At 40.1% G+C, this 19,188-nt stretch carries 25 protein-coding genes and 1 tRNA gene; 20 read left to right on the forward strand and 6 right to left on the reverse strand.

Annotated elements, in window-relative coordinates:
- Nucleotides 1–273: 273 nt before the first annotated feature.
- Nucleotides 274–828: a CotY/CotZ family spore coat protein gene (locus AC1TO4_RS01175; RefSeq protein ID WP_482103820.1), complete on the reverse strand. Its 555-nt coding sequence runs from the start codon at nucleotides 826–828 to the stop codon at nucleotides 274–276.
- A gap of 112 nt (nucleotides 829–940) precedes the next feature.
- Between AC1TO4_RS01175 and AC1TO4_RS01180 the strand changes: the two genes are divergently transcribed.
- The 7 genes from AC1TO4_RS01180 to AC1TO4_RS01210 all read left to right on the forward strand — a co-directional run bounded on the left by AC1TO4_RS01180 (nucleotide 941) and on the right by AC1TO4_RS01210 (nucleotide 4,055).
- Nucleotides 941–1,348, forward strand: a complete 408-nt coding sequence (locus AC1TO4_RS01180; protein WP_482103821.1) for a hypothetical protein — start codon at nucleotides 941–943, stop codon at nucleotides 1,346–1,348.
- Nucleotides 1,348–1,803 (forward strand): stage V sporulation protein AC, encoded by a 456-nt coding sequence (spoVAC, locus tag AC1TO4_RS01185; RefSeq protein ID WP_482103822.1) that lies wholly within the window; start codon nucleotides 1,348–1,350, stop codon nucleotides 1,801–1,803. The genes AC1TO4_RS01180 and spoVAC overlap by 1 nt, the downstream gene beginning before the upstream one ends.
- Nucleotides 1,797–2,798, forward strand: coding sequence for a stage V sporulation protein AD (locus tag AC1TO4_RS01190; protein WP_482100250.1), 1,002 nt, complete (start codon nucleotides 1,797–1,799; stop codon nucleotides 2,796–2,798). Before spoVAC ends, AC1TO4_RS01190 begins: the two co-directional genes overlap by 7 nt.
- A 9-nt stretch (nucleotides 2,799–2,807) precedes the next feature.
- Entirely contained in the window at nucleotides 2,808–3,170 is a 363-nt protein-coding gene (gene spoVAE, locus AC1TO4_RS01195) for a stage V sporulation protein AE (protein ID WP_482103823.1), read from the forward strand.
- A gap of 68 nt (nucleotides 3,171–3,238) precedes the next feature.
- Entirely contained in the window at nucleotides 3,239–3,391 is a 153-nt protein-coding gene (locus AC1TO4_RS01200) for a YjcZ family sporulation protein (protein ID WP_482103824.1), read from the forward strand.
- Nucleotides 3,392–3,406: 15 nt separating this feature from the next.
- A complete protein-coding gene (locus AC1TO4_RS01205) occupies nucleotides 3,407–3,661 on the forward strand; it encodes a stage VI sporulation protein F (RefSeq protein ID WP_482103825.1) in 255 nt (84 codons plus the stop codon).
- A gap of 88 nt (nucleotides 3,662–3,749) precedes the next feature.
- A complete protein-coding gene (locus AC1TO4_RS01210; protein WP_482103826.1) occupies nucleotides 3,750–4,055 on the forward strand; it encodes a hypothetical protein in 306 nt (101 codons plus the stop codon).
- A 48-nt stretch (nucleotides 4,056–4,103) separates the two neighbouring features.
- Here AC1TO4_RS01210 and AC1TO4_RS01215 read toward each other — a convergent pair whose 3' ends face one another.
- From AC1TO4_RS01215 to AC1TO4_RS01225, 3 genes are all read right to left on the reverse strand, one after another.
- Nucleotides 4,104–4,541 (reverse strand): GNAT family N-acetyltransferase, encoded by a 438-nt coding sequence (locus tag AC1TO4_RS01215; protein WP_482103827.1) that lies wholly within the window; start codon nucleotides 4,539–4,541, stop codon nucleotides 4,104–4,106.
- Between the two features lie 3 nt (nucleotides 4,542–4,544).
- On the reverse strand, nucleotides 4,545–5,060 hold the full coding sequence (locus AC1TO4_RS01220; protein WP_482100256.1) for a YjcG family protein: 516 nt from the start codon (nucleotides 5,058–5,060) through the stop codon (nucleotides 4,545–4,547).
- A gap of 89 nt (nucleotides 5,061–5,149) precedes the next feature.
- Nucleotides 5,150–5,872 carry an esterase family protein gene (locus AC1TO4_RS01225; protein WP_482103828.1) on the reverse strand — a complete coding sequence of 241 codons (723 nt, stop codon included), beginning with the start codon at nucleotides 5,870–5,872 and terminating at the stop codon, nucleotides 5,150–5,152.
- A gap of 110 nt (nucleotides 5,873–5,982) precedes the next feature.
- On the opposite strand from AC1TO4_RS01225, the gene AC1TO4_RS01230 reads away from it, so the two are divergent.
- The 6 genes from AC1TO4_RS01230 to AC1TO4_RS01255 all read left to right on the forward strand — a co-directional run bounded on the left by AC1TO4_RS01230 (nucleotide 5,983) and on the right by AC1TO4_RS01255 (nucleotide 10,363).
- Complete coding sequence (locus tag AC1TO4_RS01230; RefSeq protein WP_482100258.1) at nucleotides 5,983–6,567, forward strand: phosphatidylglycerophosphatase A family protein; 585 nt, start codon at nucleotides 5,983–5,985, stop codon at nucleotides 6,565–6,567.
- Between the two features lie 267 nt (nucleotides 6,568–6,834).
- Nucleotides 6,835–7,563, forward strand: coding sequence for an amino acid ABC transporter ATP-binding protein (locus tag AC1TO4_RS01235; RefSeq protein WP_482100259.1), 729 nt, complete (start codon nucleotides 6,835–6,837; stop codon nucleotides 7,561–7,563).
- 22 nt (nucleotides 7,564–7,585) lie between these two features.
- Nucleotides 7,586–8,413 carry a transporter substrate-binding domain-containing protein gene (locus tag AC1TO4_RS01240; RefSeq protein ID WP_482103829.1) on the forward strand — a complete coding sequence of 276 codons (828 nt, stop codon included), beginning with the start codon at nucleotides 7,586–7,588 and terminating at the stop codon, nucleotides 8,411–8,413.
- Nucleotides 8,414–8,518: 105 nt separating this feature from the next.
- Nucleotides 8,519–9,169 carry an amino acid ABC transporter permease gene (locus AC1TO4_RS01245; RefSeq protein WP_482103830.1) on the forward strand — a complete coding sequence of 217 codons (651 nt, stop codon included), beginning with the start codon at nucleotides 8,519–8,521 and terminating at the stop codon, nucleotides 9,167–9,169.
- A gap of 12 nt (nucleotides 9,170–9,181) precedes the next feature.
- Nucleotides 9,182–9,832 carry an amino acid ABC transporter permease gene (locus tag AC1TO4_RS01250; RefSeq protein ID WP_482100262.1) on the forward strand — a complete coding sequence of 217 codons (651 nt, stop codon included), beginning with the start codon at nucleotides 9,182–9,184 and terminating at the stop codon, nucleotides 9,830–9,832.
- 279 nt (nucleotides 9,833–10,111) lie between these two features.
- Nucleotides 10,112–10,363: a phage holin gene (locus AC1TO4_RS01255; protein ID WP_482103831.1), complete on the forward strand. Its 252-nt coding sequence runs from the start codon at nucleotides 10,112–10,114 to the stop codon at nucleotides 10,361–10,363.
- Nucleotides 10,364–10,773: 410 nt separating this feature from the next.
- Here the strand turns inward: AC1TO4_RS01255 and AC1TO4_RS01260 are convergent.
- Nucleotides 10,774–10,846: transfer RNA gene (locus tag AC1TO4_RS01260), tRNA-Val, on the reverse strand.
- Between the two features lie 114 nt (nucleotides 10,847–10,960).
- Between AC1TO4_RS01260 and AC1TO4_RS01265 the strand changes: the two genes are divergently transcribed.
- The gene (locus AC1TO4_RS01265) at nucleotides 10,961–11,827 is read left to right on the forward strand and encodes a DNA-3-methyladenine glycosylase family protein (RefSeq protein ID WP_482103832.1); all 867 of its coding nucleotides are present in this window, start codon (nucleotides 10,961–10,963) and stop codon (nucleotides 11,825–11,827) included.
- 97 nt (nucleotides 11,828–11,924) lie between these two features.
- On the opposite strand, the gene AC1TO4_RS01270 is transcribed toward AC1TO4_RS01265, so the two are convergent.
- Complete coding sequence (locus AC1TO4_RS01270; protein WP_482100265.1) at nucleotides 11,925–12,068, reverse strand: hypothetical protein; 144 nt, start codon at nucleotides 12,066–12,068, stop codon at nucleotides 11,925–11,927.
- Nucleotides 12,069–12,461: 393 nt separating this feature from the next.
- Between AC1TO4_RS01270 and AC1TO4_RS01275 the strand changes: the two genes are divergently transcribed.
- The 6 genes from AC1TO4_RS01275 (at nucleotide 12,462) to AC1TO4_RS01300 (ending at nucleotide 18,703) form a co-directional block, all read left to right on the forward strand.
- The gene (locus tag AC1TO4_RS01275) at nucleotides 12,462–13,400 is read left to right on the forward strand and encodes a Gfo/Idh/MocA family protein (protein WP_482103833.1); all 939 of its coding nucleotides are present in this window, start codon (nucleotides 12,462–12,464) and stop codon (nucleotides 13,398–13,400) included.
- A gap of 60 nt (nucleotides 13,401–13,460) precedes the next feature.
- Nucleotides 13,461–14,849 (forward strand): aldehyde dehydrogenase, encoded by a 1,389-nt coding sequence (locus tag AC1TO4_RS01280; protein ID WP_482103834.1) that lies wholly within the window; start codon nucleotides 13,461–13,463, stop codon nucleotides 14,847–14,849.
- Nucleotides 14,850–15,056: 207 nt separating this feature from the next.
- Entirely contained in the window at nucleotides 15,057–16,109 is a 1,053-nt protein-coding gene (locus tag AC1TO4_RS01285) for a M42 family metallopeptidase (protein ID WP_482103835.1), read from the forward strand.
- Between the two features lie 13 nt (nucleotides 16,110–16,122).
- A complete protein-coding gene (locus AC1TO4_RS01290; RefSeq protein WP_482103836.1) occupies nucleotides 16,123–17,613 on the forward strand; it encodes a UDP-N-acetylmuramoyl-L-alanyl-D-glutamate--2,6-diaminopimelate ligase in 1,491 nt (496 codons plus the stop codon).
- 498 nt (nucleotides 17,614–18,111) lie between these two features.
- Nucleotides 18,112–18,333, forward strand: coding sequence for a transcriptional regulator (locus tag AC1TO4_RS01295; RefSeq protein ID WP_482103837.1), 222 nt, complete (start codon nucleotides 18,112–18,114; stop codon nucleotides 18,331–18,333).
- Nucleotides 18,334–18,430: 97 nt separating this feature from the next.
- Nucleotides 18,431–18,703 carry a YhjD family protein gene (locus tag AC1TO4_RS01300; protein ID WP_482103838.1) on the forward strand — a complete coding sequence of 91 codons (273 nt, stop codon included), beginning with the start codon at nucleotides 18,431–18,433 and terminating at the stop codon, nucleotides 18,701–18,703.
- The last annotated feature ends 485 nt before the right edge of the window (nucleotides 18,704–19,188 follow it).

Genomic DNA, 19,188 nt, shown 5'->3' on the forward strand with positions numbered 1-19,188 from the left:
CTTTGAATTAAACAACTTCTATAACAATATCGAGATGTCTTAATTAAGTAGGGATGCGACTTCGTCGCATCCCTACTTAATTTTTTCGGTAATCGTATCGTGATTAATTCGCCGAAAGCGGACCGAAAATAGTCCAGTGAAAATAGCGGTTTTAAAGCACTTCTCTCCAACACTTTATAAAAAATGGTTAATCACAGACGTTACTTTACATAACAAAAAATCTGTCTGATCGATTTAACGATCAGACAGATTGGGCATTGCAGGGTAATAAAATTAATCTTCGTCACAGTCGATAAATACGTCCTTAACACACTGAATACCACAGAAACATTTTAAGTCCACAGTTATACATGAACCTGTTGCTTCAAAACGATCCACGTCACACAACTCATCAAAATCGATTTTTCCGTGCTTGATAAGATTTACACCATGTCTACCTTTACGAGGTTCTAATACTTCTAATGTAGCACAGCAATTGTCAAATACGTTTTGAACTCTGAAAAAAACCGAGAAACAGCCATCGTGATCCTTATCTTTATCTAATTGATTTGCACCTAGTGATTCTCTGCGTCTTCTGTTTTCCTTATTAAACATTGCTTTGAATGGATCGCCATCTTTAGTTAATAGCATAAATACACGTGTGTTCGCACGTTGACGTGATGGGCTGACAAGTGCTCCAAGTGGAGTCAAGAAACAGTCGGTACTGCAATCATCACAGTCCCGATCATCCCTAAGGTCTTGCACCCGTTTAATTGCACGGACGACTTCACAAATGCAATTCTCGTCGCGACGATTATCATTACTATCATCATTTCTTCCACATCCCATTACTTCCACCTCCTTTTTTCAATTCTTTATACTTTATGCGAAAAAGTTCGGAGTGTAAGGGCGCACCGGTATTATGAATAAAGATTAGAGCGAAAAGGCATACTGTAAGGAAATGGAGGGGACGCATATCCGTAGATTTGGTCAATTGCTACTCGCAGCTGTTTTACTATCGGGTTGTTCAGAAAACGGGTTTCGGATTGCCAATCATTCTGACGAAGATGCTGCAAAAGCAGAAGAAGTCTTAAAAAGTGACGAACGACTCACTTCAGCGGTTACTGTTTTTCATGAAAATGATGTCATCGCCGGAGTTACACTTAAAACATTTTCGAGATTCAAAAAAGAAAAAATTGAAAAGGAACTTAAAGGGAAGCTGGAAAAGTTATACCCTGATTTGGATGTAACAGTATCTGCAGACAGCAAAATATGGATGGAAACAAAAAAACTCATGAAATTGGAAAGTGAAAAGAAAAAAGCAGAAAAGATAAAAGAATTAAAATCACTTATAAAGGAAGAGACATGATGGATGAAAAGAAATATGCGAAATTAGAAAAAGAAATTTCACCTAAAACCCCTTTGATGCGAAATATGATATTTGCGTTCTTGACTGGAGGAACTATTTGTTTGGTGGGTCAATTTGTTTCATTATTTTATATGACGTATTTTGATTTTACGCAACGAACATCTAGTAATCCAACTGTCGCTACAATGATATTTTTTGCGATGCTACTAACGGGTTTTGGATTATATAAAAAAATTGCACAGTTCGGAGGGGCTGGAAGTGCAGTTCCGATAACTGGTTTCGGTAATGCAGTCATTTCCGCTTCTATCGAGCATAAGTCCGAAGGTTATGTCCTCGGGGTGGGCGGAAATATGTTTAAACTTGCGGGGTCCGTCATTTTATTCGGTGTTTTTTCGGCGTTTGTGGTTGCTCTTATTAAAACGATTCTGGTTAAGTTTGGTGTCGTGTCATGGTAGGGCGCGGTCTGTTGACTTTCAAAACGACACCTTCCATTGCTGCGACAGGTGTAACAGTGGGACCTCTTGAAAGAAAAAGCCCTTTTGCGGATAAGTTCGATAAAAGGTACGACGATGAACGTTGCGGTTTGAAGACGAATGAACATGCGAATGCAAAAATGATAGAAGACGCATGCATGATTGCTTTAAGTAAAGTTGAATCCATTCCTAGTGATGCTGACTTTCTGTTAATTGGTGATCTGGTCAATCAAATGACGCCTTCAAATTTTGCAGCTGGTACATTAGGAATTCCATACATTGGTTTATTTTCAGCTTGTTCGACATCTGTATCCTCACTTTTACTCGCAGCATTGTTGACTGAGTCGGGGATGTCTACAATGGCCATTGCGGGAGCGTCTAGTCAACATAATGCGGTTGAACGCCAATTTCGCTACCCAGTTGAATACGGTGCGCAAAAACCCGAGACCGCTCAGTGGACTGTCACTGCCGCGGGGGTAGCGACTATCACGCCATATAAAAAAGGAGTACCTTCTATAGAGTGCGGGACAATGGGATGTGTAATAGACCTCGGAATGACTGATCCATTGAATATGGGTGCTGCGATGGCACCCGCGGCGGCGGATACGCTATCACGCCATTTAAAAGGCCATGGGAAAGATGTAAGTGACTACGATGTCATAATGACAGGGGATCTTGGGAAAGTCGGATTTGAGTTATACAAAACGCTCGCAGGTAATCAGGGAATTGACGTATTTGATAACTTTCGGGACGCAGGTAAAGAATTCTACGGTGATGACACATCCTTTTTAGCAGGGGCAAGTGGAGCCGGTTGTTCGGCAGCTATTTTTTTCACGGAAATAATCGATAAAATGGTGGCAGGTGAATATAAGCGTGTCCTTCTCATTGCGACTGGTGCGCTCTTATCTCCGTTATCATTCCAACAAGGAGATACGATTCCGTGTATCGCGCACGCAATCGAATTAACGATGAAATGAGTGTGGCTAATGGTTTCGATTTTTATTACCGCCTTTATTGTAGGGGGTCTTATCTGCGTGGTTGGACAGCTTTTATTCGATGTCGCAAAACTGACACCTGCGCATACATTATGTATTTTGGTTGTGGCAGGTTCTGTATTAGACGGTTTAGGACTGTATGAGCCTTTCATCGATTTTGCCGGGGCAGGTGCAACAATACCGATTACATCGTTTGGAAATTCGTTGACACATGGAGCGATGGCAGAGGCTGAAAAACATGGTCTCATTGGTGTAATGACAGGAATGTTTGAAGTGACAAGTTCAGGAATTAGTTCTGCTATTCTGTTCGGTTTCATTGCTGCTATCATTTTTAAAGCAAAAGGAAAGGTTTAATAGTCATTTCGCCCTCTACCTTCTGGTTGTGTCCGCATAGGATATATAGAAAGGAAGGGGGTATATTTATGTTCGGATACAATTCACATGCAGGCGGATATGGCGGTGGTTGCGGCGGTTATGAAAGCGATAAAGGCGGTAATTATGGTGGTTCGACATTTGTCCTCATCGTAGTTCTCTTCATCTTGCTCATTATTGTGGGCCGCAGTTTTTATGTTTAAGAAGGGGGATATCAGATGAATGATTCATTTTTCCGGAAAATCGAATCAAAAACAGGCGTCCCAATGGAAGAAGTGTTTGCACTTGCAAATGCAATCCAGTATGCGGATTTCAGTGATGAACGGCAAGTGAGGAAAATCATACGAAAAGTGGGTAAACTCGCTAAAAAAGAAGTCCCTCAAGCTACTGAAGATGAGCTTGTCAATTCTATCATAAAGAATGGCAAAGCCGTAAATATTAAAGATATTCAAGATATGCTTGGGCGGCAATAAAATAAAATTACAGAAAAATAGAATAATAGGTTTAACAATAGCACTCTAAGGATATACTAATAGAAAATGTGGTAATGGGGTGTTAACAATGGGTTATATATTACCGATTCAACCAATTCAATCTCAAATGTACGCAAACCGTTTGAATTTGGATCTCCACGATTTCGCATTTATCGAAAAGGTCAGCAGGGTTAAGCTTGATTCGGATTTTTCGGATGAATTGAATGGATCCTTTTCCCAGCAACAAGAAAAGGATAAGGGAGATGTAGAAGGTAGGCCTATTGTTAAAATACCTCCATCCTATCAAGGATTCGTCTATCCAAACCCCGTTAATCTGTCGCCAATCATTGCTCAAGTTATAGGAAAAGGTATATCAGTAAATGCATATATCTAATGAATGATTAGAAAAAGGTTCGCATTGCTATCTAGCAATGCGAACCTTTTATGATTCAATAATAATTTTCTCCATTGCACGGTGCGGAATGTCTGCATCCATAAACTCTGGTGAAGTAATAATATATCCTAATTTCTCATAGAAAGGAACAGCGTATGCTTGAGCATTCAAAGTTACTTTCTTCATATCTACGTTTATTGCATGCTCTTCAAGTGCATTCATTACGAGATTACCCAGATGTTTACCGCGGTAGTCTTTTAAAACACAAACCCTTTCGACCTTCCCGATTCCGTCACTGATTTCTCTGATTCGACCTGCTCCGATTGGTGTTTCGGCCGAATAGACGACGAAATGCACTGCAGTCTTGTCAAGAGGATCTAGTTCAAGATTGAGGGGTACTCCTTGTTCTTCCACGAATACTTTTCTTCTGACAAAAAATGCGTCTTCTCTTTCAAGGTCAGAAGTTGCGATTTTTACTTCGAACAACGTTCAGTTATCCTCATCGAGGCGGAATGTTTCGTAGACCGTCCAAGAGCCGTCTTCAAGCTGGTAAGTTAGGTGAAGTCGATCAATCGTTTCAGTATGATCGACACCAATCATTTTCAATTGACCTATGATATCATCGTGCTCGCCGGAAGATAACTTTTGTGCAATCGTCACGTGGGGAACGAATGCATATTCAGGATCTTTACCGAAAAAGTTGAAATTCAAATCTTTATGCAATGCAGCCAATTCATCGTTTAGAGTGGCCTTGAAGTAAATCGTATTCGTAATAGGGGCAAAAGTACCCACTTTCGAAACATTTAATTCGAACGGACCGTGTTTTTTAGTTATTTCTTTGATGGCTTTAGAAACTTCATCAATTTCCTGGTCGTTCGCTTCGAAAACACCTTTAACCGTCAAATGTGGAGTAATTAGTGCGTAATGCGGGTCGTATCTTTTCCGATAGCCGTTCGCTAAATCTTGAAGTTTCTTAGATGGAAATGCAACAACGCCATAATTCAATATGAAAACCTCCTAGGTAAAGTTATTGTTAAATGCTTCATACAATCAATTATAACAGAATATCCTGCAAATTGTCCGTTTAGACTGACTTAATGGCCAAATACCATTTTTATAGCGCGGGGGATATCGGGTTGCCAATACTTCCAAGTATGATTTCCGTCGAATTCTTCATAATAGTATGGAAACCCTTTTCGTACAATCAACTCGTTTAATGTCCGGTTGGGTGTAAGAAAGTCCTGGACACCGTCAACCTGTGTGGACACTTCATTCTCTCCAGTTCCGATCACATGATAAATCGAGAAACAAGAAGAATCTTTTGCAGCTTCCACTTTTTCCAGTACCAAATCATCGACATAAGGGGAATGGAGAAGTACTCTTCCGAATATATTAGGGTATTTCAAAGCAGTTAATAGGGAGATCGTAGCCGCAAGTGAATCTCCTATGAGTGCTCTGCCTGTGCCTATTTGATAAGTCGGGTAATTATCATCGATAAAAGGGACAAGCTCGTGGGCCAAAAATCGGATGTATGCTTCTCGTCGATCACCTTCAGGATGATACATGCGCCTTCGTTCCTGGACGCTCTTGTAAGGGACGCCAACGACAATCACGTTCTCTATTTCTTCTTTTTCAAGCAACCCATCGATGACTCGTCCAATTCGTCCATACTGAAAATAGTCTTTTCCATCGGATGCGATTAGAGCTGAGTACTTATATAGTGGGGAATAATTGTGTGGTAAATGAATAAGTAACTGCATTTCCTCATCAAGTTCTTTACTATAGATTGTTATGTCCTCTATTTTACCGTTCTTCAAGATGAAACCTCCTAAAAATGCGTATATAGTGAAATTGTATCATATCGGCAAGGTCAGGTATAATGGTTGTGTTAAGTTTATATATTACTTACAAAAGGGGTTGAACAGTAATGCATGACGACAAAAAGGTAGTTCATTCAAAAGTTGTAACTGATGCAACGAAAGCAGCTTTGAACCGACGCGGTGTAACGCTTGAATCGGTTGCAGAAATTGTCTACGAAATGCAATATCCTTACAATAAAGGCCTCACAATGGATCACTGTATTGAATCTGTTGAAGGTGTACTCCGAAAACGTGAACTCCAACATGCAATCTTAGTGGGAATCGAGCTGGATGAACTTGCTGAACAAGGTAAGTTGTCCGCACCCTTACAACAAATTGTTGAATCGGATGAAGGACTCTTCGGAGTCGATGAAACAATCGCACTTGGTGCCGTATTTACATATGGATCCATTGCAGTAACGACATTCGGTCATCTTGACAAAAATAAAATAGGAATTATTAATGAACTGGATACAGTAAAAGGAAAAGCAATCCATACGTTCCTTGACGATCTCGTTGCCAGTATTGCTGCTTGTGCATCGTCAAGAATTGCACACAGAACGCGTGATTTACAAGAAGCCGGCGAAACCTTCGAAGATATCAGACCTGATGAAACAATGCCTGAAACGAAAGTGAAAGGTGCACAAACATAACGAAACGTATATGAAAGCCTGAAAGGTTTAAACCAACCTTTCGGGCTTTTTTGTATTAAGGAGGTTCATTCAATAGAATAAGATATAACTTTGAAAGTGTACTAATCGTGATGTAATTATATCAAATGTAACCGTTTTCAAAAAATCAAGTTGACAACTAAATTGTGAATAGATAGAATGGCATACATGCATGACAATTTAGAAATTGGAAATGATTCGATGAACTCAGTTCTTTTTGAGTTCGAAGTTGTTAGAAAGGGGTAAGGCATGATTTCATTTGAACAAGTCAATAAATATTATGGAGATTTTCAAGTTCTTAAAGATATTAATCTCACTATGAAAGATGGAGAAGTAGTTGTCATCATCGGTCCATCGGGCTCTGGGAAAAGTACGTTACTTAGATGCATAAATAGGCTTGAGACAATTACCGAAGGAACGCTTACCGTGAATGATACCGTAGTCAATGACAAGAAAACGGATATTAACAAATTGAGACGAAACATTGGAATGGTTTTCCAACACTTTAATTTGTATCCACACAAAACTGTTCTTCAAAATATTACACTAGCTCCAATGAATGTCTTGAAGCAATCAGCAGAAGAGGCAAAAAAGACTGCGATGTATTACTTAGAAAAGGTAGGAATTCCTGACAAAGCATCTTCCTATCCATCGCAATTATCTGGGGGACAACAACAACGCGTCGCAATTGCGAGAGAACTTGCTATGAAACCGGACATCATGCTTTTTGATGAACCTACATCTGCTCTTGACCCGGAAATGGTCGGTGAAGTATTGGATGTCATGAAAACGCTTGCAAAAGAAGGTATGACGATGGTGGTTGTCACACATGAAATGGGATTTGCCAAAGAAGTTGGAGATCGAATTGTCTTCATAGACCAAGGCAGAATTTTAGAAGAGGCACTTCCGGTTGAGTTTTTCGAAAACCCGCAAGAAGAAAGAGCTCAAGTCTTTCTCAGCCGTATATTAAATCATTAAAAACAAAAGGGGAGATGTTGATATGTTTAAAACAAAAAAGATTCTTTTATTAACGATTACTGCAATTATGTCAGTTATGCTTTTGGCAGCTTGTAATTCGGAGGACGACAATGCAGCGAGTGATGCAACAGAAGGGAAAAATGTACTAGATACAATTAAAGAACGCGATAAAATTGTGTTCGGTGTAAAATACGACACGAAATTATTTGGTTTAAAAGATCCAGCTACAGGAGAAGTTGAAGGTTTTGATATCGATGTTGCTAAGCAATTAGCAAAAGAAATCCTAGGCGATGAAACGAAAGTTGAATTTGTAGAAGTAACATCTAAAACAAGAATTCCATTATTGAATAAAGGCGATATCGATGCAATTATCGCGACAATGACAATTTCAGAAGAACGTGCAAAAGAAGTTGATTTCTCAGACGTATATTTCAATGCAGGTCAATCTCTTCTTGTGAAAAAAGGAAGTCCTATTCAAAGTACTGACGACCTTACAAAAGATACAACTGTAATTGCTGTAAAAGGGTCTACTTCTACTGATAATATACGTGAAGCAGCTCCAGATGCACCCGTCTTAGAATTTGAAAACTATGCAGAAGCTTTCACTGCACTTAAAGCTGGAAAAGGTGAAGTATTAACAACAGATGACTCAATCCTTGCAGGAATGGCTTCTGAAGATGATTCATTTGAATTAGTTGGTGAACAATTTACAGAAGAGCCTTATGGGATTGCTGTGAAAAAAGGTGAAAAAGAACTTTTAGATGCGCTTAACACTTCGCTTGAATCACTAAAATCGAACGGTGAATTCGATACTGTTTATAACAGTTGGTTTGAAGGTTTGTTGAAGTAAAAGGGTGTTTCTATATTGGCAATGTATAGTTTCACAAAATAGTTTGATCAATCAGGATGGGCATCTATTGCCCATCCTGATTGAATTAAGTGAGGTGGAAAGATTGTGGATTTCTCAATTCTAATAAATTATTTCGATATGTATTGGGATGGGTTTAAAGTTACGTTATTAATTAGTCTTATCGCATTAATTGGAAGCTTTTTGATTGGTGCTATCGTCGCGGTAATGAGAATTATTCCGTTTGCACCGCTTCGTTGGATAGCCACAGCTTATGTAGAGTTTTTCCGGAATATTCCACTACTCGTTATTGTGTTTTTCTTTTATTTTGGGACTCCGTCCTTGGGACTACAGCTCTCAGGATTTACTGCAGGAACAATTGGATTGACTATTTATACGTCTGCTTTTATCGCAGAAGCGATTCGCTCAGGTATTTTGTCTGTTCCCAAAGGGCAAATGGAAGCTGCAAGGTCGTCAGGTTTAGGCTATGCTCAAACAATGAGAATAATCATCCTACCTCAAGCTATTAAAATTGTAGTACCTCCTATTGGTAACCAATTTATTAATTTAGTGAAAAACTCATCTATTTTGGCGCTCATAGCCGGTACGGAACTGATGTATCAAGCAGACCTTATTTCGGCCAAAACTTATGTAGTCTTTGATGTGTACATATTTGTCGCTTTATTTTATTTAATCATAACCATTCCATTAAGCTTAGGCGTATCTTATCTTGAAAAACGTCTTGCTAATAGCCATTAAGGAGGTGTCATAATGGATTTTTCAGGTGCATTTAGTCCAGATAATCTTAAATTTTTAATGGAAGGTTTTTATGTTACGTTAAAAGTTGCTTTTATTTCAATTTTTTTCAGTTTTATAATAGGTGGGGCAATCGGAACTTTACGATTTGCTAAAATACCTATCCTTTCAAAATTACTAGCGGTTGTTGTGGAAACAATCCGGAACTTGCCACTACTTCTGATCATATTATTTACTTATTTTGCACTGCCAGAGATGGGTATTAATCTCAGCATAACTGTTTCCGCTATTGTGGCATTGACTGTTTTTGAATCAGCGATGTTAGCTGAAATTGTCCGTGGTGGATTGAATTCTATTGAAAAAGGGCAAATGGAAGCAGCACGTTCATCAGGACTTACATATGTTCAAGCGTTGAGAACTGTTATTTTGCCGCAAGCACTTCGAAGAATGGTACCAAACCTTGTTAGTCAGTTTATATCACTTCTAAAGGATACATCGCTTGCAGTTGTTATAGCGCTTCCGGAGTTGCTTCATAATGCAAAAATCATTCAAGCACACTTTCCAAACGAAGTAATTCCAATCTTTATATTAATATCCCTTATGTACTTCGTTGTGAATTACGCTTTGTCTCTACTTGCACAAAGACTAGAATTGAAAACCACATAAATGTTTTTTAAAGTGGAAATCCCTTCGCTAATAGGCGAAGGGATTTTTTGCGTTCGGAATCCAATTTTTCATTGGGGGAAAGTTCCTTGCATTTTTTGAAGATATTACCCTCTGCATTCAATCGATCTAATGCAGTGTTGTAGATATATTTCGGAATAGGAAAAGAATCGGGCGTGGAGCGGAAATGAAAGAAATTATAGTGAATACGATAGTAATACAGGCCATATCTAACTTTCGTGTTTGTGGGTCTTAGAATTATAGGATAAAGGAGGTATAATAATGAATGCAGAAAAACTAAAACAGCTTGTCGCGTTATTCGGGGGATGGCTGTCAGCGTTACTCTTATATTTGGGTACTCTAAACGTCAAATTCGAATGGTTTGACCAGGAATCGATAACAGCACTTGAAACATTTCTAATGGCATCAATTCCATTTGCCATCGCATTATACGGTGTATACAAAAATAGCTACCGTTTAAGTAAAAAAGCGAAGATGCAAGAGGAGACCTTAAAGAAAAATGGATTGAAGTGATATAGTATAGAACTTTTTCAGTTCCCCAGAGGCATCCCTAAAGCGCTAAGCGATCTAAAATGTACACTCTGAATTAACAGCTCTATCAATAATGGAAACTCTAGCGAAGGCGCGGCAAAGGGGTAGCTGAAGCCCTGAGACTGGATGCGAAGCACATATCCAGGATCATGGCGAGAGGTATCCCCAAAGCGCCAAGCGATCTGCGAATTCACACTTCGAATTTTTCAATTCTCTCGATATCGAACTCCCCAGCGCGGGAAGCGGTCTACACTCCATACTCCGAACCCGCCCCTATACATAAGGAAGAATTTAAATATTATTATCAAAAACAAAAAAACACCATCCAATGAAGGATGATGCTTTTAGAAAAACCTTTGTTCCTAAAGGCTTTTTTCGGGTTTAACACCCAATGGTCCCGACTGGGCTCGAACCAGCGACCCCTACCTTGTCGAGGTAGTGCTCTCCCAGCTGAGCTACGGAACCGGGAATTTAAGTAGTGCTTCTGCTTACTGCACAAGTTCTATTATAACCAATCTGTAGAGGAAGTCAATACTTTTTGGGAAACTATTTTACTAGCGTATAATAAACGATAGAATCATGAAGAAAGAGGTGTTTTTAATCGACGTTCAATTCTCATTGCCGTTCGTTTACGATTTTGATCGAGCAATTGCGCGACTTGCAAGAGACCCTGTAAATACGGTGGATTTGCATAGTTGTTCAGTTCGCATTCCCATGAAGGAAGGGAATATTGTCCACTTACAAAGTACAGGCACAAAACAATTCCCTTCATTTAACATAGAAGAAGCGATTGATGAAAATCAAGTTAAAACGGTTAAGTCAATTTTTCACTTTGATAAACCGCTGGATGCCATCGGGAATCATTTTGCAAATACGGACCTTGGAGCACTTTTCCTCGAATATGAAGGAACGCCGCTTATAAAAAGTTTTTCTTTGTACGAAACTTTAATGAAAAGTATTATTCATCAGCAACTAAACCTTTCCTTTTCGCATACATTGACCAAGCGTTTCGTGGAAACGTTTGGTAGTGAGTTGGATGGTGTCTGGCGCTATCCCACCCCTGAACGTATTGCGTCCCTAGATGTCTCCACTCTGCGTGAATTGCAGTTTAGTTCACGTAAGGCTGAATATGTCATCGGACTGTCGCAAGCGATTGCAAAGGGGAAGCTGGACCTTGAGCGATTTACGCTAATGGATGATGAAGAAGTGACATCGGAATTGGTTGCATATCGTGGAGTGGGTCCATGGACGGCGCAAAGTTTTCTCATGTCAGGTCTTGGGCGTCCGAATTTATTCCCATTGGCGGATATTGGTCTACAAAATGCATTGAAAAAGTTATGGGGAATGGACCGCAAGCCTACGATCGATGAAATGCTTGTTCATTTTCCTGATTGGACACCCTATTTAAGTTATGCTGCACTTTATCTATGGCACAGTATCGAGTAAACCATATTTAAAAACAGCTTTCCCGGTAAATTACTGGAAAAGCTGTTGTATGGTCCATGTTAAATTAGTGTCATGAATTAGTATGTGGAATTCGTTATCAGTGTATGGGTTCTTCGATTTGTTGCACCTCATCAAAATAAAGGAAATTTTCTTCTTCAAGTTCAACCAGACGTTCTTTATTTATTCCCGATGAAAGATTACCTTCAAAGATTGTTTCCCACCAAGTATCAGTTGTTGTCATGTCCATTTCCTCCTTTAGATTCTTTGCTGTTTAAATTTTCTATTCCCTTCATTGCTGTCATTCAAAACGTGAAGGCGTGTAAAGGAATCCTAATACCTATTTATCTTTATTCAGCATTCATCTCTCACCTCCATAGGTTGGAGGTGAATGGGGTTTAATTCCTGTTCAGCGGGTATCCAAACGCCCGCTGAATAAAGATTAAGCCTCCGGCGGATGTCACAGATTTTGAAAGGAGTCAATGAAGGCAACCTAAGATCGCCGCGTCCTGCGGCAACGGTTGCATGACCTACATCCTGTAGGCCTCAAGCTCGATTCAAAATCTGGACGCAATTACGCCGAGGCGTAATTGATATTAGCTTTGTAAAAACGAACTTTCAAAAAGGGGTTGTCTAGATGAATAAGACTACATTTGCAATCGTCGGCACAGGAATTGTCGGTGAACGGATTATTAACCAATTGCGTAACAATGATGCTGCACTCATTGTGGCGCTGTTTGATGAAAATGACAAACGTCTTCAAGAAATGGCGAATACATATGGGCTTTATGCGGCATCCTCTTATGAAGAGGTACTCGCATTGAGACCGAACTGGGTCTATATTGGAACTCCGCCTGTATCGCATGCTGTTCTTAGTACGGAAGCGCTTGCACAAGGTTTGAATGTACTTTGTGAAAAACCGCTTGCACATAATGTTGCAGATGGATTGGTTATGTCTTCAGCCGCGGCGGACAAGTCGATTCAAACAGCAATGCATTTTCCATTGATCTACAGTCCATCAGTCAGGCATATGATGAAACTTGTTAATGAAGGTGAAATCGGTGAAGTTGTTCGAATTGAGTTGCAAACCTATTTTCCACATTGGCCACGCGTTTGGCAGCAAAATCCATGGATTGCTTCACGTGAACAAGGTGGCTTTACACGAGAAGTATTCCCGCATTATCTTCAGCTTATGTACAGGATGTTTGGTGAACTGGAAATCATCTCCCACCAGACCACTTATCCTATAGATGAAACGCTTGCGGAAACGAGCGTCATTGCATTTGGCGATACGGTAGGCGACATACCATTCCTCCTGAACGGCATTTCAGGAATCGGCCAACAAGAAGAACTGTCTTATACAGTATATGGAGATAAAGGTGTTCTGAAACTGCGCAATTGGTCGGAACTTAGCATGGCATTAAAAGACAGTCCTTTTGAGATATTGACTTCTTCTGATTCAGTGAAAACGCTTGTGGATGAATGTATTGCAGCCGTGAACGGGGAAGATGCGTTGCTTGTTTCATTCGAAGAAGGTCTTGAGATACAAAAAGTGATTGATATTCTTTTAGCATAATGATTGCAACCTCTACCTATTATATTTAAGATTATAAGAAATAGAATATGGAGGGATAACATGAATTTTACTGCACAAGACGTAGAATCGATGATATCTTCCCAGCGCTCATTTTATTTTACTGGGAAGACACGGAGCGCTGCATTCCGAAAAGAAATGCTCGGTAAGCTGAAGGAAGCGATTACCGCCAATGAAGTAGAAATCACGGAAGCCTTGCATAGAGATTTGCGTAAAAGCTCTTTTGAGTCCTATGTGACGGAAATTGGATTTGTCCTATCGAGTATTACTAATATGATTAAACATTTAGAAGACTGGATGGAAGAGGAATCAGTCAAAACGCCTGTCCACCTTCAACCTGCGAAAAGCTTCATCGTTCATGAACCTTATGGATCCGTCCTTATTATTGGACCTTTCAACTATCCATTTCAGCTCGTTATGGAGCCACTTATCGGAGCGATTGCAGGTGGGAATTGCGCCATCGTTAAACCTTCTGAGACATCTGTTCATACTGCGCATGTCGTTAATAAAATACTGACGGAAACTTTTGCGCCGGATTATATTCGAGTCGTAGAAGGAGAACAGGAAGAAACGTCAGCACTCATCCACGCTTCATTCGATTATATTTTCTTTACCGGAAGTGTGGCCGTTGGGAAAGTTATTATGAAAGCTGCGGCGGAAAGGTTAACGCCGATTACGCTTGAACTCGGCGGGAAAAGTCCGGCGCTTGTTGATCAGACAGCTGATTTACAAAAAGCGGCTGAGCGAATTGTTTGGGGTAAATTTTTGAATACTGGACAGACATGTGTTGCACCGGATTATCTTCTCGTCCATCATACTGTCAAAGAACAACTAATTAAAAATATTCAATCATCTATTCGTAAATTTTACGGAAAAGATATTTCGCAAAGTCCAGATTACGGAAGAATCGTCAGTGAAAAACACTTCAACCGACTCGCCGGAATTATTGATACGGACCGAACTCATGTAATAAGCGGAGGGAATTCTGACCGTTCTGACTTATTCATTGAACCGACACTTCTTGATAATATATCTTGGAATAGTGCTTCAATGGAGGATGAAATTTTTGGGCCGATTTTACCGATTTTGACATATGATAACCTTGACGATGCGCTTCAACGGATCCGTCAATTGCCGAAACCACTGGCCGCATATTTCTTTACTGAGAATAGTCGAGCTGCTGACTACTTCATTGAAAACCTTCCGTTCGGCGGTGGATGTATAAATGACACAATTGCGCATGTTGGAAACGTCAACTTACCATTTGGCGGAGTCGGTACTTCCGGAGTGAGTTCGTATCATGGAAAAGCTAGTTTTGATACATTTACGCATGCCAAGTCTATGATGAAAAAAAGTACAACCATTCCAATGTCACTTGCATTTCCACCATACGGCAATAAGCTGAAAATAGTAAAACCGCTCATCCGATAATGGATAGCGGTTTTCTATTCTTTAAGGTGTGAGAAACGGCAACAATCAAACGTTAGCTATTGACTATGAATGGTACTATGAATTGAAAAAAGTTAGAACAAAAGTATTCCATTAGGCACCTCGGTAAATCTACATTATACTTAAAATATATGATGTAAAACTTCGAAAAGTCGGCTACTTTTGAAGGGGAAGAAAGGGGACTTGAAAATGCAAACTGTATTTGATGAAAAACAGATTGTTACGCTACTTAAAAGACTTGTTGAAACACCTAGTCCATCGGGATATACACAAAAAGTGATGGAGCTAATTGAGCAAGAACTGAGCGATATCGGGGTATCCTACAAGAAGACAAATAAAGGAGCTATCATCGCTACGATTGAAGGTTCTAATACTTCACGTCATCGCCTGCTCACAGCACATACGGACACACTTGGCGCAATGGTTAAAGAAATTAAAAGCGATGGTCGTTTGAAGCTGGATATGATTGGCGGTTTCAGATGGAATGCAGTGGAAGGGGAATATTGCCTCATCCATACAGCTTCAGGGAAAGAAGTACGGGGAACAATTCTTATGCACCAGACGTCTGTCCATGTTTATAAAAATGCCGGAACAGCTGAACGAAGCGCAGATAATATCGAAGTACGTATAGATGAAAAAGTGACGAAAGCAGATGGAACACGTGCACTGGGTATCGAAGTTGGCGATTTTGTCTCATTTGATCCGCGTTTTGAAACGACAGAAAGTGGATTCATTAAATCACGTCATCTTGACGACAAAGCGAGTACAGCTCTCTTGCTCGGATTGATTCGTTCATTAAAAGAAGAAAAATTACAACTTCCGCATACGACGCATTTTTATATTTCCAATAATGAAGAAATCGGCTATGGTGGAAACTCTAATATTCCAGAAGAAACAGTTGAGTACATAGCGGTCGATATGGGCGCAATTGGAGATGGTCAAACCTCGGATGAATATACGGTTTCAATTTGTGCAAAAGATTCAAGCGGACCGTATCATTATGCATTGACGCAGCACTTATCGAATTTGTGTAAAGCAGGGGATATTCCGTTCAAACTCGATATTTACCCGTATTACGGATCAGACGCATCTGCTGCAATTCATGCGGGATTCGACGTTAAGCATGCGTTATTCGGTCCAGGAATTGAATCATCTCATGCTTTAGAACGGACACATACCGATTCACTGAAAGCGTCTGCGCAGTTGCTACGAGCATACGTGACTTCAGCAATGATAGATTAAATGGAGGGTTTTTATGGATACAAAAAATTTACTATCAATCTTACCTATTAAACAAATAACAGGGACACTCCCACCAACTGTGACAGATATTGCGGTAGATTCACGTTCGGTAAGTGCGGGAGGGATTTTCGTCTGTATCGAAGGGTTCACAGTGGATGGTCATAAGTTTGTGGATAAAGCCATTGAAAATGGAGCACGCGTTATCGTTGCTTCGAAACCCGTCAACGTCGATTTGACTAAAGTTGCTTGCGTGATGGTTGAAAATACTTCACGGGCTATCAGTTTGTTGGCACCACGGTTTTACAGCTATCCTTCAAAACGGCTGACGATGATTGGTGTAACAGGGACGAACGGAAAGACTAGCGTGAGTGGCATCATACAAGCAATACTCCAGCAAGCAGGTGAAGTATCAGCAGTTTCTGGAACAATTGGCTTTGAGTTGAATGGAACACTATATGAAACTGAAAATACAACAGCTGACGTACTGACGACACAGGGAATGATTGCCCGTGCATTGGAGGAAGGCTGTACAACAATGACGATGGAAGTTTCCTCACACGGACTCGTAGAAGGTCGTTTAGCAGGAACGGAATTCGATATTGCTGTTTTCACAAACCTAACGCATGACCATCTCGATTTCCATGGCACGATGGATCACTACGGTTATGCAAAAGGTTTATTGTTTTCACAACTAGGACAAGACATGGAGAAACGGAAATTTGCAGTCATTAACGCGGATGACGAATGGTCCAATAAGCTACTGGAAATGACTTCTTACCCAGCCTTTACATATGGCATTCAAAATGAAGCGGTATTTCGTGGATCGGATATCGAGCTTGCAGCAAACGGAACGGTATTTAAACTAACTTCACCTGATGGGGAGTTCCGGGTCGCTATGAATTTGATAGGCGAATTCAGTGTCTACAATGCATTGGCTGTAATCGCTGCTCTATACGCTAAAGGAATGGTTATAGAGGATATCCTAAATTACCTAGGGAAGATTTCAGCCGTCAAAGGTAGAATGGAACAAGTACCGACACAATTGCCGCTAACGATGTATGTCGACTACGCACATTCGCCGGATGCGATTGAAAAAGCGATTGCTGCAGTCCTCCCATATAAGAAGGAAGGAAGCCGTCTTATCTTCGTCATAGGGACAGGAGGCAACCGCGATCGGATTAAACGTCCAATCATGGCGGAAAAAGCATCTGTTGCTGATTATGTTGTCTTAACGACAGACGATCCGAGAGACGAGCCGTACGAGTCAATCCTGTCTGAATTGGAAGCTGGCATGCTGCATAAGCAGTATGCATGTATCGGTGATCGACCAAGTGCTGTGCGTCACGCAGTTTCAGTCGCAAATTCTGAAGACATCATCATATTTGCAGGAAAAGGGCATGAGGACTTTCAAATTATCGGCTCTATAAAACATCCGCATTCTGATGCAGAAATCGCGCTAGAAGAAGCGGAAAAGAAGTTTGGTACAGGGTTATTTATTAATTAATTGAAAGTTAGCTTGGTCCTGACTTTAGGAACTTTTTTTGCACTACCATCTCATTGGAACGTCCATCCGGGCGTTCTTTTTGTTCATGCAATAGAAAAGTGATAGGCGGCTTTGAGAATATTTACAAAACATTTACGCTCCATTCAAAATGGCTTAATAAAGGCGTGTTAATCTTTAAATGTACCAATACTCTAGACATAGGATGTGGTGATATGAAAATAATTAAAGATATGAAATTTAAAGTTGTCATCTCTTTTCTTGTGATTATGTTTCATACCCATCTGGCGTAGCGTATTGAACTATAAATAGTTATATCATTAAACGCTTCGGCGTTATTTTTTTATCTAAAATTGAACGTTTCTTAATGGGCGTACACAGTGCATAAAGGTCGTTCATCTAAATAGTGATCGTAACTAAAAACATCTCTCACAAGATGCTTTTTATTTGCTTGCAAAGCGAACATACATTCTGTATAGTGAGTGAAAAGGGGGAACGAATGTGCGTGGTCAATTATTGAAGTCAATGGAGTACAACGAGTCACTGGATATGATGTACATGGCTAAAGATGGTTCAATCAGTAAGCGAAGAATCAAAGTCATACAGGTTGGTGAGGTATCCTTCCGAGCTTATTGTCATCTTCGAGGATCCAAACGTACTTTTATTATTGATAATGTACTGGCACTTGTTCCCATCATTCGTAAGGAGAGTAGGGTAATCTAATGGCGTTTATTCCATCAGATGCATTACCGCATTTTGAAAATATGATTTACTTACCAATGGTTATAACAATTTTAGAGAGAGACCAGGCTCATTTAAATTGAAAAAGCCTTATGTAGAAATTATTGATAGTGCACTAAAAATCGTCCGAGCCGAATTAAAAGAAACGAATCTCTATGCCCGAAGTGAACATTTAAAGTTAATTAAACAAGGGAAAGACGGTACGTTTACTGAGTATGCCTTTTTCCATGGTGGCTATGAAGACAAAAGACGCTACATGAACATGCGGCTGCGCAACAGGACGGAAGAGCTAATATCTATTTACTTTGCAATGGTAGGAAATCAGAGCAGTAAAGGAGTAGCTTTAACGTGATAGATCAAAGCGCTGAGAAGCATGCTATGTCACTGTTGTTTCGAGAACATCTAGCAGATTTAAGCTGGTATAAAAAAGTCGATGAAAGTGACGGTAATACGGAAACCACTAAATGTAAAAATAACGGATGCACAAGGCTCGAAGCTAACCGAAGTTGACTGATTATGAAAGTGGTTGTAGATTTGTTGGTTTTTAAACAAAAGAAATAGGACGAAGGAAGACACGCGGATGGGGAAAACAGACATTTATGATTGCGTGCTCATCGCGATGATGTTAAAATCAGAAGTAATAGTATCGTGGTGATGGAGGAATAAAACGACCAATCCAATTACGGAAAGGTCGTTTTATTTTGTGTATTTTTGGGTGCGGGCCTGTTTAAACCTTTTATCTTTATTCAGCAGAAGACTCTCACCTCCATAGGTGGGAGATGAATGCAGTTTTTTTCCTGTTCAGCGGGTGTCCAAACGCCCACTGAATTAGGAGGA

Source organism: Sporosarcina sp. Y838 (assembly GCF_056786515.1).